26 protein-coding genes are annotated in these 25,191 nt (G+C 72.0%); 7 read left to right on the top strand and 19 right to left on the bottom strand.

The window, feature by feature from the left end; all coding sequences use genetic code 11:
- The first annotated feature begins 632 nt into the window (after positions 1-632).
- From AMETH_RS02620 to AMETH_RS02610, 3 genes are read left to right on the top strand one after another with little or no spacing between them, the layout of a single operon-like run.
- Complete coding sequence (locus tag AMETH_RS02620; RefSeq protein ID WP_017986485.1) at positions 633-1,295, top strand: phosphatase PAP2 family protein; 663 nt, start codon at positions 633-635, stop codon at positions 1,293-1,295.
- A gap of 58 nt (positions 1,296-1,353) precedes the next feature.
- Positions 1,354-2,901 carry a right-handed parallel beta-helix repeat-containing protein gene (locus AMETH_RS02615; protein WP_017986484.1) on the top strand — a complete coding sequence of 516 codons (1,548 nt, stop codon included), beginning with the start codon at positions 1,354-1,356 and terminating at the stop codon, positions 2,899-2,901.
- Positions 2,902-2,913: 12 nt separating this feature from the next.
- Entirely contained in the window at positions 2,914-4,041 is a 1,128-nt protein-coding gene (locus tag AMETH_RS02610; RefSeq protein ID WP_026153738.1) for a nucleotidyltransferase family protein, read from the top strand.
- A 3-nt stretch (positions 4,042-4,044) separates the two neighbouring features.
- Here the strand turns inward: AMETH_RS02610 and AMETH_RS35465 are convergent, their stop codons facing one another.
- From AMETH_RS35465 to AMETH_RS37680, 4 genes are all read right to left on the bottom strand, one after another.
- Entirely contained in the window at positions 4,045-5,652 is a 1,608-nt protein-coding gene (locus AMETH_RS35465) for an MmyB family transcriptional regulator (protein WP_051079486.1), read from the bottom strand.
- Between the two features lie 251 nt (positions 5,653-5,903).
- Positions 5,904-7,019 carry an asparagine synthase-related protein gene (locus AMETH_RS02595; RefSeq protein ID WP_038532662.1) on the bottom strand — a complete coding sequence of 372 codons (1,116 nt, stop codon included), beginning with the start codon at positions 7,017-7,019 and terminating at the stop codon, positions 5,904-5,906.
- Positions 7,020-7,122: 103 nt separating this feature from the next.
- Positions 7,123-7,263, bottom strand: a complete 141-nt coding sequence (locus tag AMETH_RS38535; RefSeq protein ID WP_017986482.1) for a hypothetical protein — start codon at positions 7,261-7,263, stop codon at positions 7,123-7,125.
- A 44-nt stretch (positions 7,264-7,307) separates the two neighbouring features.
- Entirely contained in the window at positions 7,308-7,445 is a 138-nt protein-coding gene (locus AMETH_RS37680) for a lasso RiPP family leader peptide-containing protein (RefSeq protein WP_017986481.1), read from the bottom strand.
- Positions 7,446-7,613: 168 nt separating this feature from the next.
- Here AMETH_RS37680 and AMETH_RS02590 point away from each other — a divergent pair, with 168 nt between their 5' ends.
- Entirely contained in the window at positions 7,614-9,392 is a 1,779-nt protein-coding gene (locus tag AMETH_RS02590) for an ABC transporter ATP-binding protein (protein WP_017986480.1), read from the top strand.
- 15 nt (positions 9,393-9,407) lie between these two features.
- Here AMETH_RS02590 and AMETH_RS02585 read toward each other — a convergent pair whose 3' ends face one another.
- The 4 genes from AMETH_RS02585 to AMETH_RS02570 are packed head-to-tail and all read right to left on the bottom strand — an operon-like array spanning position 9,408 to position 12,076.
- Positions 9,408-10,322 carry a hypothetical protein gene (locus AMETH_RS02585; RefSeq protein ID WP_017986479.1) on the bottom strand — a complete coding sequence of 305 codons (915 nt, stop codon included), beginning with the start codon at positions 10,320-10,322 and terminating at the stop codon, positions 9,408-9,410.
- A gap of 5 nt (positions 10,323-10,327) precedes the next feature.
- A complete protein-coding gene (locus AMETH_RS02580) occupies positions 10,328-10,735 on the bottom strand; it encodes a lasso peptide biosynthesis B2 protein (protein ID WP_223843040.1) in 408 nt (135 codons plus the stop codon).
- On the bottom strand, positions 10,732-11,844 hold the full coding sequence (locus AMETH_RS02575) for an asparagine synthase-related protein (RefSeq protein WP_017986477.1): 1,113 nt from the start codon (positions 11,842-11,844) through the stop codon (positions 10,732-10,734). The genes AMETH_RS02580 and AMETH_RS02575 overlap by 4 nt, the downstream gene beginning before the upstream one ends.
- Positions 11,825-12,076, bottom strand: coding sequence for a PqqD family protein (locus tag AMETH_RS02570; RefSeq protein WP_017986476.1), 252 nt, complete (start codon positions 12,074-12,076; stop codon positions 11,825-11,827). The genes AMETH_RS02575 and AMETH_RS02570 overlap by 20 nt, the downstream gene beginning before the upstream one ends.
- Positions 12,077-12,174: 98 nt before the next feature.
- Here AMETH_RS02570 and AMETH_RS02565 point away from each other — a divergent pair, with 98 nt between their 5' ends.
- Positions 12,175-12,843, top strand: a complete 669-nt coding sequence (locus AMETH_RS02565) for a phosphatase PAP2 family protein (protein WP_017986475.1) — start codon at positions 12,175-12,177, stop codon at positions 12,841-12,843.
- Here AMETH_RS02565 and AMETH_RS02560 read toward each other — a convergent pair.
- The 11 genes from AMETH_RS02560 to ddaH all read right to left on the bottom strand — a co-directional run bounded on the left by AMETH_RS02560 (position 12,815) and on the right by ddaH (position 23,854).
- Positions 12,815-14,128 (bottom strand): glutamate-1-semialdehyde 2,1-aminomutase, encoded by a 1,314-nt coding sequence (locus AMETH_RS02560; protein ID WP_017986474.1) that lies wholly within the window; start codon positions 14,126-14,128, stop codon positions 12,815-12,817. The genes AMETH_RS02565 and AMETH_RS02560 overlap by 29 nt on opposite strands.
- Before the next feature lie 5 nt (positions 14,129-14,133).
- Complete coding sequence (locus AMETH_RS02555) at positions 14,134-14,682, bottom strand: dTDP-4-dehydrorhamnose 3,5-epimerase family protein (protein ID WP_026153734.1); 549 nt, start codon at positions 14,680-14,682, stop codon at positions 14,134-14,136.
- A complete protein-coding gene (locus AMETH_RS02550) occupies positions 14,679-15,857 on the bottom strand; it encodes a polysaccharide pyruvyl transferase family protein (protein ID WP_017986472.1) in 1,179 nt (392 codons plus the stop codon). Before AMETH_RS02550 ends, AMETH_RS02555 begins: the two co-directional genes overlap by 4 nt.
- Positions 15,854-16,711: a glycosyltransferase family 2 protein gene (locus AMETH_RS02545; protein ID WP_017986471.1), complete on the bottom strand. Its 858-nt coding sequence runs from the start codon at positions 16,709-16,711 to the stop codon at positions 15,854-15,856. Before AMETH_RS02545 ends, AMETH_RS02550 begins: the two co-directional genes overlap by 4 nt.
- Positions 16,708-17,994, bottom strand: coding sequence for an MATE family efflux transporter (locus AMETH_RS02540; protein WP_017986470.1), 1,287 nt, complete (start codon positions 17,992-17,994; stop codon positions 16,708-16,710). Before AMETH_RS02540 ends, AMETH_RS02545 begins: the two co-directional genes overlap by 4 nt.
- Positions 17,995-17,998: 4 nt before the next feature.
- Positions 17,999-19,252, bottom strand: a complete 1,254-nt coding sequence (locus AMETH_RS02535; protein ID WP_020486761.1) for a DUF4910 domain-containing protein — start codon at positions 19,250-19,252, stop codon at positions 17,999-18,001.
- Positions 19,252-20,274, bottom strand: a complete 1,023-nt coding sequence (locus AMETH_RS02530; protein WP_017986468.1) for an NAD-dependent epimerase/dehydratase family protein — start codon at positions 20,272-20,274, stop codon at positions 19,252-19,254. Before AMETH_RS02530 ends, AMETH_RS02535 begins: the two co-directional genes overlap by 1 nt.
- A gap of 3 nt (positions 20,275-20,277) precedes the next feature.
- Complete coding sequence (locus tag AMETH_RS02525; protein WP_017986467.1) at positions 20,278-20,919, bottom strand: PIG-L deacetylase family protein; 642 nt, start codon at positions 20,917-20,919, stop codon at positions 20,278-20,280.
- The gene (locus AMETH_RS02520) at positions 20,916-21,704 is read right to left on the bottom strand and encodes a sugar phosphate nucleotidyltransferase (protein WP_017986466.1); all 789 of its coding nucleotides are present in this window, start codon (positions 21,702-21,704) and stop codon (positions 20,916-20,918) included. The genes AMETH_RS02525 and AMETH_RS02520 overlap by 4 nt, the downstream gene beginning before the upstream one ends.
- A complete protein-coding gene (locus AMETH_RS02515; RefSeq protein WP_026153733.1) occupies positions 21,701-22,939 on the bottom strand; it encodes a class I SAM-dependent methyltransferase in 1,239 nt (412 codons plus the stop codon). Before AMETH_RS02515 ends, AMETH_RS02520 begins: the two co-directional genes overlap by 4 nt.
- 84 nt (positions 22,940-23,023) lie before the next feature.
- The gene (gene ddaH, locus AMETH_RS02510; RefSeq protein WP_017986464.1) at positions 23,024-23,854 is read right to left on the bottom strand and encodes a dimethylargininase; all 831 of its coding nucleotides are present in this window, start codon (positions 23,852-23,854) and stop codon (positions 23,024-23,026) included.
- Positions 23,855-23,927: 73 nt separating this feature from the next.
- Between ddaH and AMETH_RS02505 the strand changes: the two genes are divergently transcribed.
- Positions 23,928-24,374: an Lrp/AsnC family transcriptional regulator gene (locus AMETH_RS02505; protein ID WP_020417436.1), complete on the top strand. Its 447-nt coding sequence runs from the start codon at positions 23,928-23,930 to the stop codon at positions 24,372-24,374.
- Positions 24,375-24,382: 8 nt separating this feature from the next.
- Positions 24,383-25,147, top strand: a complete 765-nt coding sequence (locus AMETH_RS02500; RefSeq protein ID WP_017986462.1) for an enoyl-CoA hydratase — start codon at positions 24,383-24,385, stop codon at positions 25,145-25,147.
- The last annotated feature ends 44 nt before the right edge of the window (positions 25,148-25,191 follow it).

The following is a 25,191-nucleotide window of genomic DNA, read 5'->3' as shown; positions in this document are numbered from 1 at the left end:
GCGGCAAGACCGCGCCCACCGCGACGCAGTCCGCCGTGCGGGTCAGCTCACCGCGCACCGCCATGCCGATGCCCAGCGCAACCGGCACGAAGAGCACCAGCAGGTCATACGGCGCGTGGTAGAAGCCGCTGGAACCGCGAGCTGCAACCACGCGGGCGGCTCGGTCAGACCCCAGCGCGAGAGCTGCCTGAGCAGGTCGAAGCGCCGCTGGACGGGGTTGCTAAGCCCGGTCGGCGCCACATCGCAACTCAGCACCGCGAGGTCCCGTGCAACTGGGCAGCCTACTCGACGTGTTCGCCCTGGCCGCGGAACCACGAGATCGGCCAAGTGTGGCGTCGCCCATTTTGCCAAAATACGCAGCATCACAATAGCGACGCCGACCGACAGAACCTGGAAAAGGGCGACCGATAAAGGCTCGGCAGTGTCCACGGGTACGTCGCCAGGTAGGTGTCCGGATCGTCCGGATTCCCGCCGCTGAGCAGGTCACGGCCAGGAGCCCGTGTCCCGGAAGTCGCGGAAGGACTCCCCCGGCCGGATCAGCCCGCGTCACGACAATGGCGTGTGATGCATTCGGCTCACCATTTCCGCCTGCCGGGTGGAAACAATCCGCCGACTGGCGGCGACTTCCCCACGTGAAGCAGACGAACGTCCCGCGGCCCGCCGTCCCGCCCGTGCTGCGCGCCCCGCTGGCGGCTGCCGCCGTCGTCGCGGGGGTCGTGGCGGTCGTGCTCGGCGTGGTGTTCACCGGTGACGGCGCCGGCTCCGCGCTCGACCACGGCGCGTACGAGGCGTTGCGGGACAGCGTGCGTGAGCCGTCGTTGTCGTTCGACATCTCGTGGGCCGTCGGGACCGCGGGTGATCCGGGGTGGGCCGCGGGGCTGGTCGTGGTCCTCGCCGTGGTCTGCTTCGCCACGCGCCGCCGTCGCCTCGCGCTGCTCGCCGTCGCCGGGCCCGCCGCGACCGGCGTGCTCACCACCGTGGTGAAACCCGTGGTGGACCGGACCATCAACGGCGACCACCTGTCCTACCCCAGCGGGCACACCGCACTGGTCACATCGCTCGGGATGGTAGTCGGACTGCTGCTCGCCGACCGGTTCCGGCTCGGTCGCGCCGGGCTGCCGCTCGTGCTCGGCCTCGGGGTGCTGTGCGGCGCGGCGATGTCGTGGTCGCAGACCGCGTCCCGGGTCCACTACCTCACCGACACGATCGGCGGGTTCTGCACGTCCCTGGCCGTGGTGGTCGCAGCCGCACTGGCGATCGATCGAGTAGCCGATCGTGTGAACGCCGGCGGGTAACGGCGCTTTTCGCCCCGACGACTTCCGTAGACGAACACCTTGACGGACGGGGGCGGGGATGACCACGAGGAGCCGGGCGATCCCGCTCGCGCTCGGGGCCGCCGGCGTCCTCGCACTCGCCGGCGTCGTCGCGGCCGTCGCGCCCGATCCCGGCCCGCCGGCCGTGGTTCCGACCGTGCAGGGCGCCCCCGCCGCTCCCCCAGCGCCGCCCGCCGCCGTCTGCGGCAGCCCGGCGCTGACCGGCCCTGCTTCGCCACCGCCCGGCGCGGTGGTCGTCCCGGCCGGCAGCAACGCGGGCTTCGACTTCAGCACGCCGGGCGCGACGTACTGGTTCGCGCCCGGCGTCCACACGCTCGCGCCCGGCGAGTACTCACAGATCGCCCCCGGCGCGGGCGCGACGCTGCTCGGCGGGCCCGGCGCGGTGCTGGACGGCAACCGCGACAACCGGTACGCCATCACCGGCCGCGCCACCGGCGTCACGATCCGGCACCTGACGATCCGCAACTTCGCCGCGCCCCGCGACGAGGGCGTGGTGAACCACGACTCCGGCGACGGCTGGACCGTCGAGCACAACACCCTGACCCGCAACCGCGGCGCGGCGCTGATGGCGGGCGCGCGCAACCGCATCGCCGGGAACTGCCTGGCCGACAACGGCCAGTACGGCCTCAACGCCTACCAGTCCGGCAACCGCATCACCGGTCTCGTCGTCGAGGGCAACGAGTTCACCGGCAACAACACCGAGGACTGGGAGGCGCAGCTGCCCGGGTGCGGCTGCACCGGCGCGATGAAGTTCTGGGCGGTCAACGGCGCGGACGTGCGGAACAACTGGATCCACGGCAACCACGGCACCGCCGTGTGGGCCGACACCAACAACAACGACTTCCTCATCGAGGACAACCTCATCGAGGACAACGACGGCACCGGCATCTTCTACGAGATCTCCTACAACGCGGTGATCCGCGGCAACACGTTGCGGGACAACGCGTGGCGCACCGGCCGCGAATTCGCCGATGAGCGCGACCCGTTCCCGACCGGCGCGATCTACCTGTCCGAGGCCGACGGCGACGCGCGGATCCCGGCCCGCACCGCGAAGATCGAGGTCACCGGGAACCTGCTGGAGAACAACTGGGGCGGCGTCGTGGCGTGGGCCAACGCGGACCGGTTCTGCAACTCGTCCGCGTCGACCACCTCCGACTGCACGCTGATCGTCGGCCCGGAGAACACCTCGGCCTGCTCGCCGCCCGCGATCGCCCGCGAGCCGCTGTACACCGACTGCCGGTGGTGGACCTCGGACCTGGAGATCCACGGCAACACCTTCCGGTTCGACCCGGCCGCGGTCGACGGCGGCTGCCCGGTCGAGTTCTGCGGGCGGATGGCGCTGCTGTCCAACTACGGCAGCTCGCCGGACTGGTCGCCGTACCAGGGCGACGTGATCCAGCGGCACATCGTGTTCGCGGCGGGCAACCGCTGGCACGACAACACCTACACCGGGCCGTGGCGGTTCACGGTCCCGGACATGAGCACGACGGTGCCGGTCCCGCGGTGGACCGGGGCGCCGTACCACCAGGACGCGGGCAGCACGTTCGACGGCCGCCCGGGCAGATGAGCGGAGGGGCGGATGGGACGCAGGTTGTGCGCGGAGAGCGAGTACCCGGCGGCGCTGCTCGCCGCGGCAGCGTACCGGCTGCCGGGGAGCGACCGGGCGTTCCCCGCGGAACCGGAGACCGCTGAGGAGTGGCCGGGGCTGCTCGCGGCGGCGCGGAAGCACCGGATGACGGGGTTGCTGACCGCGGCGATCACCGCGGGCGCGTTCCCGGCGACGGCTGAGCAGGCGCGCGAGGTGAATTCCGCGCACGCCACCAACCAGATGCGCGTGCTGGTGCTGGAGCACGAGCTCCTGCGGATCCTGGACCTGCTGGGCGGGGCGGGCATCGAGGCGCGGGTGCTCAAGGGCACGGCGGTGGCACACCTGGACTACCCCGATCCGGCGCTGCGGTCCTTCAACGACCTGGACGTGATGGTGCGTGCGGCGGACATCGACCGGACCGTCGCGGTGCTGGCGACGGCCGGGTTCCAGCGCACGCTCGCCGAGCCGCGGCCGGGGTTCGACCGGCGCTTCGACAAGGGCATGACGTTGCGCCCGCCCGCCGGGTACGAGCTGGACCTGCACCGCACCTTCGTGCTCGGGCCGTGGGGGCGGCGGGTCGACCTGGACGCGGTGTGGGACGCCGGGCAGGAGTTCTTCATCGGCGGGCGCGCGGTGCGGGCGTTGTCGCCGCCGAACCGGTTCCTGCACGCCTGCTACCACGCGGCCCTCGGCGACTGGCCGCTGCGGCTCGGGTCGCTGCGGGACGTGGCGGAGATGCTGCGGGTGGTGGATCCGGGGCCGGTGCTGGCGCTGGCCGGGTCGTGGGGCGCGGAGGCCGTGGTCGCCGCCGCGGTGGCCGACACGGTGCGCCTGCTCGGGATCAAGGTCCCCGGCCCGCTGGCGCGCTGGGCGGTGGCCTACGTGCCGTCGCCGCGGGACGAGTCGTGGCTGGGGTTGCACACGACGCCGGACAAGACGTTCGCGGCGCAGGCCGTGGCCACCCTGCGGGTCCTGCCGTGGCGCGACAAGCCGGCATATCTGCGCGCACTGGTCTTCCCCGACGCGGACTACACGGCGGACCGGCACCGGAACCCGTTGAGCCGCTTCACCTACGCGCTGCGTGAGGTGCGGAAGGGCTCGCCGACCGGGACGCGCTGATGGTCAGCGCCGCAGCCGCGCGACCAGCAGGTTCGAGTCGTCGCCCACCAGGTTGGCGCCGTTGGCCACGTAGACCCGGCTCCCCCGGACCGCGACGGCGGTGGTGCCCTGCATGCCGTCCCCGGCGTCGAGCAGGGTTTCCCGGGAGCCGTCCGCGCCCACTCGCACGAGCTTGCTGTCCTGGTTGATCGCGGCGAGGATCTCGTCGCCCCGGCCGGTGAAGTCGAAGTCGTCGACGCCGGCCAGGCCCGTGGCCCGGACCTCGGCGGGGCCGCCGGTCAGCGGGATGCGGACGATGGTGCCCCGGTCGTAGTTGCTCGCCCACACGGCGCCGTCGTGGACCTTCAGGCCGTTCGCGCCGAAGAAGCCGTCCGGCGCCAGTGCCGGGCCCGCCGACCACACGGTTGCCGCGCCGCCACGCAGCGGGGCCTGCCAGATGCGCCCGCCCGCGGAGTCGGTCACCAGGAAGCGGTCGCCGTCGATGACCAGGGCGTTCGGCATGGCGTCGGCGGGGAGCGGCACGACGAGCCGGGGAGTCCCGGCGCGGACCTGCCAGGTCCCGGTCAGCCCGCCCTGTCCCGCGGAGTAGAGGAAGTACACGTCGCCGCGGTCCGAGCGGGCCACCCCGGTGACCACGGGGGTCCCGACGACCGGCGTCGTCCCGCCGCCGTCCGGCGGGAGCGGCATCGTGACGAGCACCCGGACGGCTCCGTCCGGCGCGACCCGCACCACCTGCCGGGCGGGGATCATGCCGACGACCGCACCGCCGCCGGGCTCCGGCGCGATGCTCTCGGCGGCCTGCCCACGGCCCGGTCGAAGTGGGCGAGCACGCGCACGTCGGCCAGGCGGGTGCCGCCGGTGTCCGCGCTCGCCGGGACGCCCACGGTGAGGAGGGCGGCGGTGAGCAGGGCGGCGATCCGGTGGGAGGTCATGCTTCTCCTCGGGTGGTGAACGTCTCCTGGCCGAGCACGGAAAGCAGCTCCAGCTGGGACACCGCGGCGCTGCCCGGCGCGGCTCGACCAGTTCGCGGGCCGCCGGATCGCTCGGGCGGGCCGCGAGGGTGGCGCGCAGGTCGTCGACCTGGGCGCGGCTTTCGTGGTCGTGGTCCTCGGCGGGGTGGCGCTCGCGCATCGCCGGGTCGGTGAACCACCGGTAGGTGCAGCTTCGGGCCAGGCCCCGGAAGCGGGACCGCTCACCCAGCAGCGCGTCGGCCATCGCGTTCTGGGCGAGCACGACGTTCAGGTCCGTGGCGATCAGCGCGGGCAGGCCCGTGAGCCCGTCCAGCAGCCGGAGGAGGCCGCGGCTGACGTGCTCGTCACCGCCGGTGCGGGGCGGGGCCTGGTGGCCGGCGAGCCGGAAGAGGTGGCCGCGTTCGTCGACGGTCAGCCGCAGCGCGCGGGTCAGCGCGGTGAGCGCGGCGGCCGACGGACGCGGGCCGCGGCCCTGCTCGAGGCGGGCGTAGTAGTCCGGCGACATGCCGGCGAGCTGGGCGACCTCGAAGCGGCGGAGCCCCGGAGTCCGGCACCGCCCGCCCGACGGCACCCCGACGTCCGCAGGCTGGAGCAGCGCCCGGCGACGCCGGAGGAAGTCCGCGAGTTCGTTCCGTTCCACGTCCCCAGCATGATCCGCGCGTGGTGCGGACAACCAGGACTTGTCGATACCACCCACGGGGCGGTGGCCAGCCAGACCCGCTGCGGCAACGCCAGAGCAGGACCCGTGGCCGGCAGCCGGTCCACTCCCGCGGGAACGCCGGCCCCCAGCACCAGCCGCGCCCTCACCGGCACCACCTGACGGACCGTCGCGAGCCAAGCCCGCTGCGGCAACGCCACAGCAGGACCCGCGGCCCGGCGCACCCGGACCACCTACCGGGCCGTCGCCAGCCAGGCCTGCTGCAGCAACGTCATCGACGGCGCGGGCGGCCCCGGCGACAGCCACCCATCCCGCAACGCCTGCGCGTCCACCAGCTCGTGGTCCACCCCACGGCCGGTCCACTCCCGCGCGAACGCCCGCGTCCGTTCGGTGAACACCGCGCCCGTGAAGGTCGCCTTCGTCCTGCGTTCCAGGACCTCCCGGGGCAGCAAGTCGCCGAACACGTCGCGCATCGTGGCCGTCCGTCCGCTCCAGCCCCAGAACCCGGCGGCCCGCGCGATCGCCGCCACGAAATCCGGCTCCGCGAACGTCTGCACGTACCGGCAGTCCAGTTCGGACCCCAGCGTGCGCACGCTCTGGTAACCCAGCCGCGCGCACCGCCGCGTCGTGAACTGCCACGCATGGCGGCCGGCGTGCAGCTCATACGCCGCCGCGTCCGCCGCGTCCCGTTCGGCGAGCAACTCCGCCGCGACAGGCCGCAGCCACGGCCGCTGGTGCCGGTTGCGCAGCGCCGCCCGCCGCCGCACCCGCGCCGGCGCCAGCGCACGCACCGCGTCCGGGAACACGCTCGCCCGCACCCGGCCCCGCGCCTTGAGCACCTTCGTCAACGGCGTGATCCGCTTCAGCCCGAACACCTCGTCGCCGCCCTCGCCGGTCAGCAACACCCCGCCGCGCGCCGCGTCCATCATCCGCCAGGTCGGCGCGAAGTTCGGCGGCCACACCAGCCCGTGCCGCCGCAACACCGCGGTCGCGACCGGCCCGACCGGGTCGTGCTCGTCGTCCACGGTCAGCGCGATCCGTTCGGTGACGCCGAGGTGCGTGAGCACGGCGTCCTGCCACGCGGTCTCGTCCGACTCGGGCGCGGCCGGATAACGCAGCGTTATCGGCACCGGCAGCGGCAGCCCTTCGCGTCGCGCCAGCGCCACCGCCGCGGCCAGCAACCCTGAGGAGTCCCGGCCACCGGAAAAGGCGACCAGGCATGGCGTGCGGTTCAGGTGGCCGAGCAGGATCCGGTCCAGCACCCGCCGCGGCTCGCCGGGATCGCCCAGCGGCAGCGGGATGAGGTCGTACCCGTTGATCCAGCCACCCGCGATCTCCAGTCGGTCCATTGTGTACAGCGCCACCGGGTGCTCACTTCCGGACAGTCGGCGGACGGGGACAGGTGGTCACGGGACCGGCGGCCGACCGCCGGCCCCGTGACCGGGAAACGCATCACGAGTAGGCGTCGTTGTCGCCCAGAATCGGGATCGCCCACGTGAGGTTGTCCGGCGAAGAACCAAACAGGTTCGCCTGTGTCAAGTCCGTCACCGAACCCAACAGGGTGATTTCCGGGGTGGTGTAGGGCTCGCGCATGTGTTCACCTCCCCCCGCCGCTGGCAGGAACGGGAAAACCGGGGTCATGAAAAGGTCAGGTCTCCGAAGATGGTGCCGGCGGCGAAATCGGCGTCGAGTCGGCTTCCCGACGACTGACCGAGCGTGAGCTCGGACAACGAGCCGATGTCCTCGATGTCCGGGGCGGCGTACTCTTTCTTCATGTCACTCCTTTCCGTTAATCGTCGACGAGCGAGAACCCAAGGACCTCGATCGGGATTCGCCGAAATGTGTCAAGCCGTTACAACCACTCGCCGAATGTGCTGGTGACGTTGTCCAACCGGTACCGCCACAATTCTTGGAATACGCTTTCCCGGCGGTACCATTCGACGGTGGGGATCACAAGCATCGCGCGGGCTTCGGCGGCCACGCCACGGCTGATCGCGGCCGCGACGCGCGAGGTCGCCGCGGCCGACCGGTTCGGCACCGTGACCGCGGCGATCTACCAGATCGTCGGCGCCGTCGGCGCGCTCGGCGTGGTCGCGGCGAGCAAGCTCACCTTCGACGCGTTGCTGCAACCGGAGAGCGCGCGCTTCGGCCTCACCGTTTCGTTGCTGGCGCTGGCGTTCATGACGGCGCTGACCGGCTCGGTCGGCGCCCTGCAGACCCAGCAGCACCGGCTGCTCGGCGAGCGCGTGTCGCAGCGGGTGTGGGACCGGGTGCTGGACACCACGGCGCGCGCGGACCTGGTCACCTACGAGTCCGCCGGCTTCGCCACGTCACTGGAACGCGTCCAGCAGAACGCGCTCACCCGGCCGTTCGCGGTGACCACCGCGCTGCTCGGCCTTACCGGCAGCCTGCTGGGCGTGGTCACGATGTCGGCGGTGCTGATCGGCGTCGAACCGCTGCTGGTGCCGATCCTGCTCGCCGCCGGGCTGCCCGCGGTGCTGCTCGCGAGGTGGGCCAGCCGCACCGAGTTCGCGTTCGCCCACCGGCTGACCCCGCTGTTCCGCCGCCGCAACTACCTGCGGCAGCTGCTCACCCAGCGCCCGTACGCGGCGGAGCTGCGTGCCTTCCACTCGACGAAGCCGCTGCGCGAGCGCCACCGCGAGCTGAACGCCGGCATCAACGTCCAGCTGCGGCAACAGGTCCGGCGGCGGCAGCTGATCGCCGGTCTCACCACGATCGGCGTCGCGCTGTCGCTGACGGCCGCGCTGCTGGCGATCATCGGCCTGGTGCGCAGCGGCCGCATCGACCTGCCTGCCGCGGGCGCGGCCGCGATCGCGGTGCGGTTGCTGAGCAGCCAGCTCGGCACCCTGTTCACCTCGATCGGCGGGCTGCTCGAGTCGGCGCCGTTCCTGGCCGACCTGGAGCGGTTCGTCGCCTCCGCCCCGCCGTCGCCCGCTACCGGGGAGAAGCGGCCGCTGCGGCAGGGAATCGTGTTGCGGGACATCAGTTTTCGCTACCCCGAGCAGGATCGGCCCGCGGTCGACGCGGTGGACATCGAGATCGGCGCCGGTGAGGTGGTCGCGCTGGTCGGCGAGAACGGGTCCGGCAAGACGACGCTGGCCAAGATCGTCGCCGGGCTGTACGACCCGGACCTCGGCACGCGCCGCTGGGACGGCGCGGACGCCCCGCCCGCCGACATCCGCGCCTCCGTGACGGTGATCTTCCAGGACTTCGTGCGATACCAGATGACGCTGCGCGACAACATCACGATCAGCGACGGCGACCGGCCGGGCGACGAGGAGTCGGTGCACGACGCGGCCCGGCGCGCGGGTGTCCTCGGGGTGACGCGCGAGTTGCCGCACGGCCTGGACACGATGCTCGGCCGGGACCTGGACGAGGGTTCCGACCTGTCCGGCGGGCAGTGGCAGCGGGTGGCGCTGGCGCGGGCGCTCTACCGGGATACGTCGCTGGTCGTGCTGGACGAGCCCGCCGCGGCGCTCGACCCGCGCGCGGAGCACGAGCTGTTCGCCGACGTCCGCGCGATGCTCGGCGGGCGCGCCGCGCTGCTGATCTCGCACCGCTTTTCCAGCACCCGCATGGCCGACCGGATCTACGTGCTCGACGCGGGCCGCGTGGTGGAGTGCGGCACGCACGACGAGCTGATGGTGGGCGCCGGCCAGTACGCCGAGCTGTACCGCCTCCAGTCAGCGGCCTACCGGTGACGCCCAAGCCCGCGGTCAGGTGAGGGCGGACAGCAGGTTCGCGAGTACCTGGTCGCGGAAGGGCGGGCCCCACGGCACGGTCGCCTCGAAGACCGGGACCTGCGCGACCAGGTCGGCCAGCCCCTGGAACGCGAAGTCCATCACGGCTGGATCGCGCCAGCCGAGCACGCGCGGGAACTGGCTCATCCGCAGGAACGCCCGCGCCCCGGTGAGCCGCACGACGGAAACGTCCACAGCGGACCGGCTCGGCCGCGGGATCACGCACGCCGCCAACGGCAACGCGTCCGCGTACACCGGCGACCGCAGGGCCAGCCGCCCGTCCGCGGTCGGCCGCACGTCCGCCGCATCGGCTCCCCCGGCGAGGCCCCGCGCCGCCATCCGCAGCCGGTTCTCCGTGCTTCCCGGGTGCACGAGCCCGCCGGGGTCCACCCGCAGCACGTCGTCGGCCACCAGGTCACACCCGTGCCCGCACAGCGCCGCGGCCAGAGTGGACTTCCCCATCCCGGACGCGCCGACGAACGCCAGCGCCCGCTTGCCTGCCCGCACCGCGCTCGCGTGCAGCACGAGGTGCGAGTTCAGCGTCAGGTGCACGGCCAGCAGCGTGCCCGTCGCGAGCACGGTCAGCAACCCGTGGTCGGCCGCCGGGTCCAGGTGGTAGGTCACCTCGCGCAGCAACGGATCGCCCGCGAACTCGCACAGTCCCGGATAGCGCAGCACGGTCCGGTCGCCGTCGGTGGCGATCGTGTAGAACACCCGCCCGTCCGGTTTCGCCAGCTCGGCGAGGCACCGCCCGGGCAGCTCCGCGCGCGGCACCTCCCGGTCGGCGCCCCGGCGCAGCACCAGGTCCGGCTCGCCGCCGTCCCCGGCCGGCAGCGCCAGCTCGACGTCGCTCCACACGGTCAGCCCGTGCGCCCGGTACGTGAAGTCCATTGTGGTCACCCTGCCGATCCGAGTACCGCGTACCGCCCCGCCGTGGGGTCGAGCGCCTTGCCGTCGATCTCCAGCCAGGAATGCGCGGAGAACCGGCCGTCCGCCTCGCGCCGCACACCGATCCGCAGCACCGGCTCCAGAGCCCGGAGCCGGTGGCCGATCAGTAGGCACTGCCGCAGGCAGGTGTCCCCGGCAGGCCACCGCGACACGACGAAGTACGAGGCCCGGATCGGCGCCCGCGACCACCGCGGCAGCACGGGCGGCTCGTCGGCGGGCGGCACGGCGCTGGTCAGGTCGCACCGCACACCGAGCCGTCGGCAGGTCTCCCGCAGGTCCGCGCGCCGCAGGCTGAGCTCGATCCGCACCATCGGCGGGAGCGCGCGCAGCACCTCCCACGCCAGCCGCCTCCTCATGTCGCCAGCCACGCCTGTTGCAGCAGCATCGCCGTGGACGCGGGCGGCTCGTCGGCGAGCCACGCGGCGCGCAGCGCGTCCGGGTCGACCAGTGCGCCGTCGACGCCGCGGCCGTTCCAGTTCCGCGCGAACTCCCGCGACCGCCGCCCGAACCGGGACGCGTTGAACCGCGCCTTGTCCCGCCGCTGGAGAACCGCTTCCGGCAGCAGCCCGTCCGCGACCAGCCGGGTGCCCGCCGCGCGGGTCACCGGCCGCCCGGCCGCGTAGGAGGCCGCAAAGGACGGATCGGCGAACGGCTCGACCAGCTCGCAGTCGTGCTCCGCCGCGGCATCGGCCCGCGTCCGGAAACCCACCGCGTACGCGCGCGTCGCCAACGCTGTCCGCACGCTGGTCTCCCACCGCAGCGGGCGGTCCGCGGCCTCGCGCCAGACCACCCGCCGCAGGTCCGGCCGTAGCCACGGCATCGGGACGGAGCGGCGGGCCACCTCGCGGCGGGCGAACCCGGGCGCCGCGCACACCGCGAACCGCGCCCAGTCCGCCGCGGTCATCCCGCGGCCGCGACGGCGCGCCACCGCACGTAGCGTCCCGAGCCGGTGCCCGCCGAGCACCTCGTCCCCGGCGTTGCCGGTCACCAGGCTGCCGCCCGGCGCGTGCGACGCGAGCAGCACCGTGTTGCCCAGCGCGGCCGGGTAGACCGGGCCGCGGGCACGCAGCACCGGCTGCACGAGCGGCCCGATCAGGTCCAGCTCGTCGCCGATCTCGCGGCGCACCCAGCTTTCGACGCCGACGTGCCGGATCACCGATTCCTGCCAGGCCGACTCGTCCGCGGCCTGGTCGCCGGGGTAGCGAAAAGTGAGCGCGATCGGCGGCGCGAGCCCTTCGCGCGCGGCGAGGTCCGCGGCGACCGCCAGCAGCACCGAGGAGTCCCGCCCACCGGAGAAGGCGATGACGCACGGATCGCGCAGCAACGCGGGCCGCAACGCGTTCCGCAGCGCGAGCACCGGATCCGCCGGCTCACCGAGCGGGAACGGCGCGGAACCGAGCGGGCGTCCGGCCGCGATGTCCAGTGTGGACAGGCGCGGCGGCGCCTCAGTGGAGGAGCTCGGCATCGCGGAGCCTGCCGAGGAACGCCTCGATGTCGCGGCGCGCGGTGTCCGCGTCGATCTCGTACTCGCTGGTGATCGCGCCGACCAGGTCGTCCAGCGAGCGGTCCTCGGCGAGCAGCTCGAACAGCCGCGTGCCGACACCGGTGATGGTGAAGTACTTCGAGGTCGACAGGCTGAGCACGATCGTCTCGTCACCGATGGTGCGAGCCGAGATGTCGGATGCCCGTACGCGCATGGCGGCCCTCCCGGAGCTGGCGGCTTCACCTGCCAGTCGCCGATGATCACTCCCCTGTTACTGCGAAACGAACCCCGCGGCGGGACCGACTCCCAACGGTGACCACCGCCGGGCTACCCACGCGAACCGCCCTGCCCGACGCCCTGCGGCGCCCGCTGCTGGCGCTCGCGATCCCGGCCGCGGTGACCGTCGCGGTGCTGGCCGTGCGCGTCGCGGGCGCCGGTTCGGCGAGCGCTCTCGACCGCTGGATCCTGGACTCGTCGGGCGGCGCGATCCCGTACCCGTCGGCGCAGCGGGTGACCGCCAAGGGTCTGGGCCTGGCGGGCGAACCGGCGGGCGCAGGCCTGCTCGTGGCCGCGCTGATCGTGCTGTGCCTGGTGCTCGGGCACCGGCGCACCGCGCTGCTCGCCGTGCTCGGGCCCGGTCTGTCGGTGGCCGTGACGACGCTGCTGAAACCCGTGGTGGGGCGGACGATCAACGGCCCGCACCTGTCGTTCCCCAGCGGGCACACCGCGGTGGTGACGGCGATGGTCCTGGTGTTCGCATTCGTCATGGCCGACCGGCTGCGGCTGCGCCCGCCCGCGGCCACGGCGGTGGTGCTCTACGCCGCGGTCACGGCGGGCGCCGCCGAGGCGTGGGCGCAGTTCGGCATGGTCGTGCACTACCCGACGGACACGCTCGGCGGCTTCTGCGTCGCGCTCGTCGTCGTGCCGGTGACGGCCTGGCTCCTCGACCGCGTCAGGCGTAGGGCCGGAACACCGGCTTGACCGACCGGCCGCCGATCCACGGCGTCGGGTCCTCGACGTCCAGCGCCTTCCGGTACACCGCGCAGGCCTGGGCCACCACGTCCACCGTCCGGTCGATGTCGGCCTCGGTCAGCGCGCTGCTCACCACGAACGACGGCCCGAGCACGCCACCGGCGACCAGCTGGCGCAGGAACAGCGTCCGGTACGGCTGGGACGGCCGCAGCTGCTCGTCGAGCGTGCCGAACACCAGGTTGCTCGCCCGGCCGCGCACCACGACGTGCTCGCCGACGCCCATCGCCGCCGCCACGTCCCGGACGCCGGAGGCCAGCCGCTCGCCGAGGGCGTGCAGCCGGGCCGAGATGCCCTCCTCGACGTAGGTGTCCATCACGGCCATGGCGGCGGCCAGCGAGTGCGTCTCCGCGCCGTGCGTGGTGGACAGCAGGAACACCCGCTCGCGGGAGTGCCGCAACCCGCCCAGCTCCATCAGCTCCCGCTTGCCCGCCAGCGCGGACACCGCGAACCCGTTGCCGAGGGCCTTGCCGAACGTCGACAGGTCCGGCGTCACCCCGTAGTAGCCCTGCGCGCCCGCCTCCGACCAGCGGAAACCGGTGATCATCTCGTCGAAGACCAGCACCACGCCGTACCGGTCGGCCAGCGCGCGCATCCCCTCCAGGTACCCCGGCGGCGGCTCGACGCCGGTCGCGGCCTCCATGATCAGGCACGCGATGTCGTGGTTTCGCAGGATCTCCTCGGTCGCGGCCAGGTCGCCGTACGGGAAGCGCACGGTGAGTCCGGTGATCTGCGGCGGGATCCCGGCAGGCATGCCGGTGATGCCGATGAACCAGTCGTCGGTGGAGAAGAACGGGTGGTCGGCGCAGATCGCGACCACCGGGCGCCCGGTCGCCGCACGCGCCAGCCGCACCGCGGCGGTGGTGACGTCCGAGCCGTTCTTGGCGAACTTGACCATCTCCGCGGTCGGCACGGTCGCCAGGAACTTCTCCGCCGCGGACAGCTCGACGATGGACGGCCGCACGAAGTTGCTGCCGCGCTCCAGCTCGCGCCGCGCGGCCTCGACCACCCGCGGGTGCGCGTGCCCGAGGCTCACCGCGCGCAGGCCGGAGCCGTATTCGATGTAGGAGTTGCCGTCGATGTCCCACACGTGCGCGCCGCGGCCGTGCGAGATGACCGGCGCCAGACCCTCGGGATACTGGTCCTCCCCCTTGGCGTAGGTGTGCGCGCCGCCGGGGACGATCCGGTGCAGACGCTCGTTGACCTCGGTGGACCGGGGCAGGCTCTGCGCGTCCATGACTGTCACCTCAGGGTTCTCAGGACTTCGGCGAGCGAGGGCGCGCTTCGGTCGCGGTCGGAGGTCAGGGTCACCGGAAGCGGCCACGGGATGGCCAGGTCGGGGTCGTCGAAGGCGATGGTGACGTCCTCGGACGGGTCGTGCGGCCGGTCGATGCGGTAGGAGACGTCGGCGGGCTCGGTCAGCGCCTGGAAGCCGTGCGCGCAGCCGGCAGGCACGTACACGGTGACCTGGGTGTCGCCGGAGAGCCGGAAGTACTCGGTGTTGCGGAAGGTCGGCGAGTCCGGCCGCAGGTCGACCACCACGTCGAACACCTCGCCGTAGGAGCAGCGGACCAGTTTGGACTCTCCCGCGCCGGAACGCAGGTGCATGCCGCGGATCACGCCCTTGACCGACCGGGACAGGCTGTCCTGCGCGAAACAGTCCGGGTCGATGCCGACGGACGCGACGACCTCGCGGTCGAACGTGCGTGAGAAGAACCCGCGCGCGTCCACGTGCGGTGTTGGTTCGAACAACCAGGCCCCGGCAATGCCGGCTACCGGAACGGCCTTCACGTCCGGCTCCCTTCGACGACGGATTCGGACATGATGGCGAACTGGCGCTCCAGCCGCTCGCTCATCACACGATTGCGTTCCTTGAGGACAGCGGTCAGCTCCTCGCGCCGGTCCTCCAGCTCGCGGAACTGCGCCACGAGCCGGTCGAAGTCGGGCTCCCGCGCGGACTGGCAGAACTCGCCGAGGCCCATCGCGGACATCAGCACGTCGTTCTTGCGCGCGTAGCCCAGCGAGATCGTCGGCTTCGCGGTCTTCAGTGCGCACAACACGTTGTGGTAGCGGGTGGCGACGACGACGTCGACCTCGGCCATCCGGCGCATGAGGTCCTGCAGCGAGGTCAGCGGTTCGGCGGTGATGTCCGCCCCCGGCACCGCGGCGATGATCTCCGCGGGCACGTCGTCGTCGGCGACGTCACCGGTGAACAGCCGGATCGGACGGCCCTCGTCGGCCAGCAGGCGCACGAACCGCTTCACCGTCGACAGGTACGCGCGGTTGATCTCGTCCGCGTGGGCCCGGTCGTCGTTGCCGCCGTGGAAGGCCATCACCCCGACCCCGACGGCCCCGGTCGAGGACCGCGGCTCCGGATCGGCCAGCCCGAACGCGAGGTCGGGGAAGACGGCGTCCGCGCTCACGTCGACACCCATGCGCGCCATGGCCTGGCGCGAGTGCTCATCCCGGTAGGAGCGGTAGTGCGCCAGCCGCGCGGCGCGCGTGATGACCCACCGGGTGGCGCGTTTGCGCACCACGTCGGCGCCGGCGCTGACAAGCGCGACCCTGGTGCCGGTGAGCCGCGCGGTGGCGCCGAGCCAGAACAGCGAGTACGGCAGTGCCCACGGCCGCAGCGGCAGCGTCGCCTCCAGCACGCCCATCCCGGGCACGATCACCACGTCGTAGTTCCGCACCCAGGCCAGGGTCCGGAACGGGTCCAGCAGCTTGCCCAGCACCTTCAGCCCCGCGGCCCGCAGCCCGGTCGCGTCACCCGCGTGCGGCTCGTACCACTGCAGGTGCGTCGCCGGCGCGCCGTACCGCGCGGTGAGCTGCTCGGGGCCCATCGCCAGGAAACCCAGCTCCGCGTCGGGATATCGCTCTCGCACGTGACTCAATACGGCGTCGAGCGACCCGTCGTTGCCCAGGTTGCCCGAACCGAGGATGCCGAAGAACCCGATACGCGTCACGAAAGCAGACCCACCTTCCGCAATGGCTTGCCACCAAGCCACTCGCCGAGCACGCCGTAGCAGCGCAGCCGCTCGCTCGACGACAGCGGCGCGCGCCGGATCGCGGTGACGTACCCGGCCAGGTATTCGGCGAACAACCGCGCCTTCGACTGCCCCGTGCGGCGCGGGTCCAGGTTCGCGCAGACCTTCTGCACCGAGCCCAGGTTGTCGCCGCGGCCGGGGTGCTCGCGACGGAAGAACATGACCTCCGGGACCTGCACGAACGTGCCGTGCAGGGCGAGTTCGCCGACCAGCTTCCGGCCGGCGTTGTGGTAACTCTCGTGCGGGGCGATCCGCCGCATCACCGAGGTGCGGATCACACCGTAGAAGTCGTCGCCGCCCTCGGTGAACATCAGGCTGCGGAACCGGACCGCCGCGTCCGGCGAATCGGTCGCCAGGCCGTAGTCGTAGTTCTCGATGACCTCACCCCGCTCGTCCACGATCGCCATGTACGAGTGCGCGAGCGCCGCTTCCGGGTGCCGGTCGAGCGCCTGGACGCACTTGGCCAGCAGCTCCGGCGCGAACAGGTCGTCGTGCGCCGCCCACTTGAAGAACTCGCCCCGCGCCGCCTGCACCACGAAGTTGTGGTTGGGCGCGGCGCCGATGTTGCGCGGCTGCCGCAGGTAGCGGATGCGCTCGTCCTTCGATGCGTACTTCTCGCAGATCTCCTGGGTGCCGTCCGTGGAGGCGTTGTCGGAGATGATCAGCTCGAAGTCGGCGAAGGTCTGGGCGAGCAGGTTGTCGACGGCTTCGGCGACGTAGTTCTCCCCGTTGTAGACGGGCAGGCCGATGCTCAGTCTCGGTGCGGTCGTCATGGGGTCCTCGCTTCCTCGGGAACGTGCTCGCGGACGGCGACGTGCAACTGGCTCCACCACACGAACGCACCGGCGAAGGTGGCGCACGCGACGCCCCAGCCGGACCCGACGGCGCCGCCGATCGCCGCGCCGGACAGGCCGCCGATCACGTAGAGCGTGGACGCCACGAGCTGGCACCGCATGCTGCGCTTGGCCGCGCCGAGCGCCCGCAGGCCGGTCGCGGCGCCGGTGATGAAGCTCGCGTTGAAGACGGACAGGGTGGCCGGGATGATCATCGCCTCGGCGGTGTGCCAGACGTCGCCGAGCAGGAGCTCGCCCAGCCGGTCGTTCAGCACGAGCAGCAGCGCACCGCCCCACAGCAATGCGGCGAGTGCCTGGCTCCCGCCCAGGACCAGGCAGAACGTCCTCAGCCGCCGCACGTTGCGGCGCACCACCCTGGCCGCCTCGGGCACCGCGACGAACGCCAGACCCATCAGCACCGCGAGGAACGGGCCGAGCAGCAGCTCGCCACCGCGCACGGTGCCGACCGCCGCCACCCCGGCGATCGCGCCGAGCCCGTACATCCGGATCTGCGAGCCACCGCTGTTGCTGACGTTCTCCACCAGGTAGCGCGGGCCGAGGTCACGCTGGTCGTGCAGCCACGACCGCACCCCGTCGAGGCTCGGCCGCAGACCCGTCTGCAGGTAGCCGTACCCGGCGGCGACCGCGGCCGCGCCGCCCCAGGCCAGCAGGAACGCGACGACGCTGCCGTGCAGGTCGGCCAGCACCATCGCGGGGATCAGCGCGACGCCCCACAGTGTGTCGTTGACGAACGCCTTCCGCCCCTCGCCGGAGGCGAAGAACGCGAACCGCCAGCTGTCCTGCAGCAGCAGCGCGGGCAGGATGACGCCGAGCGCGACGAACGCGGGCCCGAGGCTCCCGCGCACCACGATCCCGAACACCACGCTCAGCAGGCCCGCCAGCGCGCCCACGGCCAGCGCGGTCGCTGACGACCGGGCCACCGCCGCCCGCCACACGCCGGTGCCGACACCGCTGAAGCGCACCATCAGCGGATCGGTCGCCAAACCACGGGAGATGTTGATCAGCACGCCGTAGGTGACCCAGGCGAGGCTGAAGATGCCGAACGCCGTGACGCCCAGCTCGCGCGCGACGTAGATGCCGACCGCGAAGTTCGTCAGGCTCGACACGGCCTGGTCGCCAAGGCCCCAGGACAGCCGCCCGGCCATCGCGCGCAGCCCGGAAGGCTTCGCGCCGGATTTGCGGTGACGGCCGGTGGTCGTCATGCGATCACCCCGCCACCAGGCCGGCGTCCCGGAGGGCGTCGGCCGCCGCGGCGACGGCGTCGAACTCCAGGCCGGATCGGCGGGTGATGTCGAGCAGGTCGTGGTCGCCGTCGGAGAGGTTCAGCACCCACAGCATCGCCATCTGGGCCTGCTTGGCGTCGCTGCGGCCGCCGAGCGAGTCGTAGAGCCCGCGTTTGCCCAGCTGCGGCTCGCCGTACGGGCTCAGGTTCGTGTAACGGCGGTTGCGGTCCAGCACGGCGAACGCCTCGCGCAGCACGGCGAGCGTGTCCTCCATCGCCGCCGGTGACACGAAGTCCGGGTTGTCCGCCGACGTGTGGTACTCCGGGTAGCCGGCGTACGGGGTCCGGGTGAGCGAGCCGACGCCGAGGTTGAACCCGGGCGAGCAGAACTGGCGCTCGTCGTAGCCGTACGGCGAGAAGTCCAAGATCCGGTGTGGACGGTCCCGCAGCACGTGCTCCAGCACGCGGTCGATCTCCGCGTCGCCCCGGCGGCTGCGCTTGTACGTCAGGTCGCCCCGGTCGCCCGCGCAGGCGAGCACGACCCCGTGCTCGACCCGGTCGACGTCGTCGCGCGCCAGCCAGGTGATCGCGCCGATCGTGCCCGGCATGAACAGGAACCGGTAGGTGTACCAGGGGTTCACCAGCGCCTTGGCGACCGCGATCGCGACCGCGACGCCGGCCAGGTTGTCGTTGGCCAGCGACGGGTGGCAGATGTGGCAGGACACGATCACCTCGTCGGCGACCTGCCCCGGCACCACGTGCTCGCCGTAGCTGAGGTGCCCGTCGGCCAGCGTGGAGTCGATCCGGACCTCGTAGTCGCCCTCCGGCAGCGCGTCCAGCGTCTCCTGCGCGAGGCAGAAACCCCAGGCCGGCGAGTAGTAGCTGGTGCGGTACGGGACCCAGGACGGGCGATCCGGCAGGGTGTGCAGGTGCGGCCGCAGCTCCGCCAGGCTCATCGTCGCCGAGACCGGCACGCTGTAACCGACGACGTGCAGGTTCGACTCGGCGAAGTCGACCACGCGCTTGCCGTCGGCGTCGGCGATCCAGGCGTCCCGGATGTTCCACTCCTGCGGCACGGTCCAGTCGAAGACCTGCGTGCCGGTGGGCACCTCGTGCCGGTCCAGCGCGATGTGCTCGCCGATGATGTCCAGCGTGGCGCGGACGCCGTCGCCCGTGATGCTGCGGCAGAGCGGGTACAACCGCTCCACCAGCGCGTGCATCCAGGCTCCGTCGTGCATCACACGAACCGCAGGGTGTCGTCGACCGCGCCGGCCTCGCGGTGCTGCTTGAGCCGGGCGAGCCGGGTGAAGCTCTGCTCGAACGAGCGGTGGGTGAGCCCGTGCCGCTGGTAGGCCTCGACCAGCTCGACCGCGCCGGCCTTGACCGACCACTCGCAGGTGAAGCCGGGGACAGCCGCACGGAAGCGAGAGAAGTCGACCCGGTAGGAGCGCGGGTCGGCGCCGGCCTCGCCGGTGATCCGCGACCGCGAGCCGGGCACGGCCTCGACGACCTGCTCGGCGATCTCCGCGACGGTCACGTTGTTCAGCTCGGTGCCGATGTTGAAGGCCTTGTCGTGCACGGCTTCCCGGGGCGCGACGAGCGCGGCGGCGAAGGCCCGCGCGATGTCCTTCGCGTGCACCAGGGGCCGCCACGGCGTGCCGTCGGAGAGCACCAGCACCTCACCGGACAGGCACGCGTGCCCGACCAGGTTGTTCAGCACGATGTCCGCGCGCAACCGCGGGGAGAAGCCGAACGCGGTGGCGTTGCGCAGGTACACCGGGGAGAAGTCGTCGTCGGCCAGCTCGTGCAGGTCGTCCTCGACCAGCACCTTCGACTCCGCGTACGGCGTCACCGGCCGCAGCGGCGCGTCCTCGTTCACCAGGTCCGCGCCGCCGGAGGCGCCGTACACCGAGCAGGTCGACGCGTACAGGAAGCGGGACACCCCGGCGTCCTTCGCGAGCCGCGCCAGCCGGACGGCCGCCTTGTGGTTGATCTCGTAGGTCAGCTCGGGGGCGAGCGCGCCCAGCGGGTCGTTGGACAGCGCCGCCAGGTGGATCACAGCGTCCACACCGGACACCTGCGCGGGTGTGACGTCCCGCAGGTCCACCCGGTGCCCTGGCGGGTCCTGAGGCTTCGGGCCGAGCACGCACTCGTCGAACAGACCGGAGTCGAGCCCGGTCACCTCGTGACCCGCGGCGGTGAGCACCGGCGCCATCACCGTGCCCAGATACCCCTTGTGCCCGGTCAGCAGCACACGCATGACTCAACCCTCCACCCGGAGACACAGCTTCCTGACGTGGAAGGCCTCCGCGTACCGCGCCTGGCATTCGATCCCCCGAATGCGGGCCAGCCCGAGGAACGCCTCCCGGTCGTACCAAGGACGATGTCGCTGCGAGGCGTAGTGCTGTTGCAGCAATTCCACTTTTTTCTCGGCGAGTTCGTCACGCAGCGGGACGTAGGCCGACGGCGTGGTCAGGTCGCCGTCCCACTTGACGATCTCGTAGCCGAGGGTGAGGTGCCCGCGGAACGCGGTGGTCACGAGCTCGGCAAGGCCGCGGTGGTCCTGGTGGGCGTCGTCGGTGCGCGGCGCGAGGATCAGGTCCGGATCGGTGCGCGCCCGCAGCTCCTCCAGCGCGTTCTTGGCCTCGTCCCAGTGCGCGGGCAGCCGCCCGTCCGGCATCTTCAGCACGGTCACGTCGAGGTCCGCGCCGGGGCAGAACGCCGCGAGCGCTGCCCGTTCCTCGTCCTCGCGCTCGGTGCCGCCGCCGGAGAGCACCAGCGCGTCCACCCGCAGCCCGGGGCGGCTCAGCGTGAGCAGCGTGCCGCCCGCGCCGATCGCGATGTCGTCGCAGTGGGCGCCGAGCACCACGATCCGCTCGAGCCGTTCCGGAACCAGTCCGATCACGCCGGCACTCGGTCCTTCTCCCACAGCGCCCACGGGCGCACCCCGCGCGTGTAGGCCTCGTCCAGCGCGTAGCGCTCCTTGACGGTGTCCGTCGGCTTCCAGAAGCCGCGGTACGGGTAGGCCAGCAGGCGGCCGCGCTTGGCCAGTTCGGCGCACCCGTCGGCGACCAGGTCCCCGTTCTCCGGGATGTGGTCGAACACCTCCTGGCGCAGCACGAAGTAGCCGCCGTTCTCCCACAGCGGCATCTCGCTCACCGCGGTGATCGAACCGACCAGGCCGCCCTCGTCCATCTCCACGCAGTGGAACGACGACTGCGGCGGCACGACCATCATCGACGCGCCGGCCTCGGACTTCGCGAACCGCTCGATCATCGACGGCAGCGGCGCGTCGGTGAGCACGTCGGCGTAGTTGGCGAGGAACATCTCGTCACCGTCGAGGTGCTCGCGCACGCGGCGCAGCCGTTCCCCGATCGGGGACTCGATCCCGGTCTGCACGAACGAAATCGTCCAGTCGGCGATGTCGGTGGAGAGCAGTTCCGCCTTGCCGCCGCGCAGCACGAAGTCGTTGGACGTGGTCTCCTCGTAGTTGAGGAAGAAGTCCTTGATGTGGTGGGCGCCGTAGCCGAGGCACAGGATGAACTCGGTGTGCCCGAAGTGCGCGTAGTAGCGCATGACGTGCCAGATCAGGGGCCGGGGACCGACCATGGCCATGGGCTTGGGCACGTCGGAAGCGGTGCCGTTGCGCATCCGCATCCCGTACCCGCCGCAGAACAGGACGACCTTCACGTTGGGTTCACCTCGACGATTTCCAGGCGGGGGATGGGGAAGACGAGCTTGCCGCCCCACTCCCCGACGTAGGACAGCTGCTGGGTCAGTTCGTCCCGCAGGTTCCACGGCAGGACCAGTACGTAGTCGGGCCGGTCCGCGGCGATGCGCTCCGGCGGCAGGATCGCGATTCGCGTGCCCGGCGTGAACCGGCCGTGCTTGTACGGGTTGCGGTCGACCGTGTAGGCGAGCAGGTCCGGCCGGATGCCGCAGTGGTTGAGCAGCGTGTTGCCCTTGCCCGGCGCCCCGTAGCCGACCACGGTCAGGCCGTCGTCGGCGGCATCGACGAGGAAGCGCAGCAGGTCACGGCGCACCTTGGCGACCCGGGCGGCGAACTCGGTGTAGCCGGAGAGCTCGTGCAGCCCGGCGGCCTTCTCCCTGGCCAGCACATCGACCATGCGCTGGCTCGGCTCACCCGCGGCCTCCGCGGGCCGGGCCCACAGGCGGATCGACCCGCCGTGCGTCGGCAGTAGTTCGACGTCCACAAGGGACAGTCCGCCGGAGGCGAGCGCCCGCTGCGCCGAAGCCACCGTGTAGTACTGGAAGTGCTCATGGTAGATCGTGTCGTACTGGGTCTTCTCGATGAGCGTCAGCAGGTGCTGCACCTCGATCGACACCCAGCCGTCGTCGGCGACCAGCGCCCGCAGGCCCTTGGTGAAGCCGATGACGTCCGGGATGTGCGCGTAGACGTTGTTCGCCACCACCAGGTCCGCCGGCCCGTGCTCGGCCCGCACCGCCGCGCCGGTCTCCGGTCCGAGGAACGCGGTGAGGGTCGGCACGCCCGCGTCCCTCGCGGCCTGGCCGACGTTCACCGACGGCTCCACCCCCAGGCAGCGGACTCCCTGTGCCACAACGTGTTTGAGCAGATACCCGTCGTTGCTGGCGACCTCGACGACGAACGAGCCGCCGTCCAGGCCCAGCCGGTCCACCGCGCCCGCGACGAACCTGCCCGCGTGGTCCACCCAGGATTCCGAATACGACGAGAAATACGCGTATTCGGTGAATGTTTCCTCCGGCGTGATCAACGGCGGGATCTGCGCGAGCCAGCAATCCGTGCACACCCGCAGGTGCAACGGAAAGGTATTTTCCGACTCGTCGAGTTGCGCTTCGGTCAGGAACAACTCGCACGGCGGAGTCGCACCGAGATCGACGACACTCGCCAGCCGGGTCGAGCCACAGAGTCGGCAGGTGGTCATGCCCCCTGATTCGGGAGATGAGAAGGACCTGTTACAGACACTGCTGCCGGTTCCGCGCACCGATCTCGAAATGAGATACGGGAACTACTTGCGGATCTCCAGCGTGCAGCATTTCGGGCCGCCGCCCGCCTTGCGCAGTTCGGAGATGTCGACGAGCACCGGTTCGTAGCCGCGCACCACGAGCCGCTCGGCGAGGTCCGTGGCCTCCAGTGGCAGCACCACGTTGCGCCCGTCGGAGACCCCGTTGAGGCCGAAGCACTCCGCGTCCGCCGCGGTGGCGAGCACGGCGTCGGGGAACAGGCGCGCCAGGACGCGGCGCGAGCCGGCCGAGAACGCCTCCGGGTAGTAGGCGATGTGCGCCGGCGTCGTGTCGGTGGCCTCGCTGAGCACGAACAACGCGGTGTCCAGGTGGTAGTAGCGCGGGTCGGTCAGCCGCAGCGACAGCACCGGCACCCCGAGCACCTCCTGCGCTTCGGCGTGCGCGGCGGGGTCGGTGCGGAACCCGGTGCCGGCGAGCAGCATCCGCCCGGTCCACGCGAAGTCGCCCTCGGCCTCGTTGACGCAGGTCGGCATGACGACGTCGCGGTAACCGTGCTCGGTGAACCAGCGGCGGAAGTGCTCGGCCTCGGCGGCGCGCTGAGGGGCGCGGAAGCGGGCGCCGAGCACCCGGCCGTCGATCACGGTCCCGGAGTTGGCGGCGAAGACCATGTCCGGCAGCCCCGGCTGCGGCTCGATCTCCTCGACCGTGTGCCCCAGACGGCGGTAGGTGTCCCGCAGCTCGCGCCACTGCGTCATCGCCCGCTCGGCGCTGACCGGTTGCGTCGGGTCCATCCAGGGGTTGATCGCGTAGTCGACGGCGAAGAACCGGGGCGGGCACATGAGGTACCGCCGGGTGGTCGGAACCCGAGTCGTCATGACATCACGGTATGTCTCGATTCAGGGACAATCAATCGCTGTTTCTTGCTCATCCACCTGCTAAACATTGCGTGTGAACTCACTTGACCAGCAGATCGTTTCGTGTCTCGTGACGAACGCGCGCGCCAGCTACGCCGAGATCGGGAAGGTCGTCGGGCTGTCCGCGCCGGCGGTCAAGCGCCGTGTCGACCGGCTGCTCGAAACCGGGGTGCTGCGCGGCTTCACCGCGGTGGTCGACCCGGAGGCGCTGGGCCGGGGCACCGAGGCGTTCGTCGAGGTGCACTGCCGCGGCAACATCTCCCCGGCCCGGATCCGCGCGCGACTGGAACCGCTGCCCGAGGTCGTCGCCGCGTACACGGTCACCGGCGCGGCGGACGCCATCGTGCACCTGCGCGCCGCCGACATCCACCAGCTCGAAACGGCGCTGGAGCGGCTGCGCGGGCTGGAGATCGTCGACCGCACGGTGTCCACGGTCGTGCTGTCCCGGCTCCTTGAGCGCCCGCCCAACCCCGCGACATGATGGCGGGCATGACCGAACGCATCGTGACCGAGCGGCGCGGCAGGGTCGCGGTGATCACCGTCGACGCCCCGCAGCGGCGGAACTCGCTGACCCTGGCGCTTTCCACCGACCTCGCCGCGGCCGTGGCCGAGGCCGAGCAGGACGAGGGCGTGCACGCGCTGGTCGTCACCGGCACCCCGCCCGCGTTCTGCGCCGGGGCCGACCTGACGACGCTGGGCAGCGCGCAGGAGGAGGGTCTGCGCGCGGTGTACGAGGGCTTCCTCGCGGTAGCGCGGTCGCCGCTGCCGACGATCGCGGCGGTCGGCGGCGCGGCCGTTGGCGCCGGGCTGAACCTCGCGCTGGCCGCGGACGTCCGCCTCGCCGGCCCGCGCGCGAAGTTCATCCCGCGGTTCCTCGAACTCGGCCTGCACCCCGGCGGCGGTTTCACCTGGATGTTGCAGCGCGCGGTGGGTATCCAGCGGGCACGGGCGATGACCTTGTTCGGCCAGTCCCTCGACGCCGCGGCGGCGGAGGCGGCCGGGCTGGTGTTGCGCACCGTGGACGGCGACCACGACGATCTGCTGGAGGCGGCACTGGAACTGGCGGAACCGGCGGCGAACGCACCGCGCGAGGTCGTGCTGGCGACCAAGCTCTCGATGCGGCAAACCTCGACCATGGCCGAGCATTCCCGCGCAGTGGACACCGAGATCGAGCCGCAGCTGAAGTCCCTGAATTCCCCCGACTTCGCAGAACGGCTCGCGTCGATGCAGGCCACGATCACCACGCGGAAGTAGACGCTACCGTAAGTTACGGGTAACCGGTATCACACCGCCGATTC

The sequence above is a fragment of the Amycolatopsis methanolica 239 genome (assembly GCF_000739085.1).
Lineage (GTDB): Bacteria > Actinomycetota > Actinomycetes > Mycobacteriales > Pseudonocardiaceae > Amycolatopsis_E > Amycolatopsis_E methanolica.
Note: the sequence above shows the minus strand (reverse complement) of the source record. Positions and strands in the feature narration are given on the sequence as shown.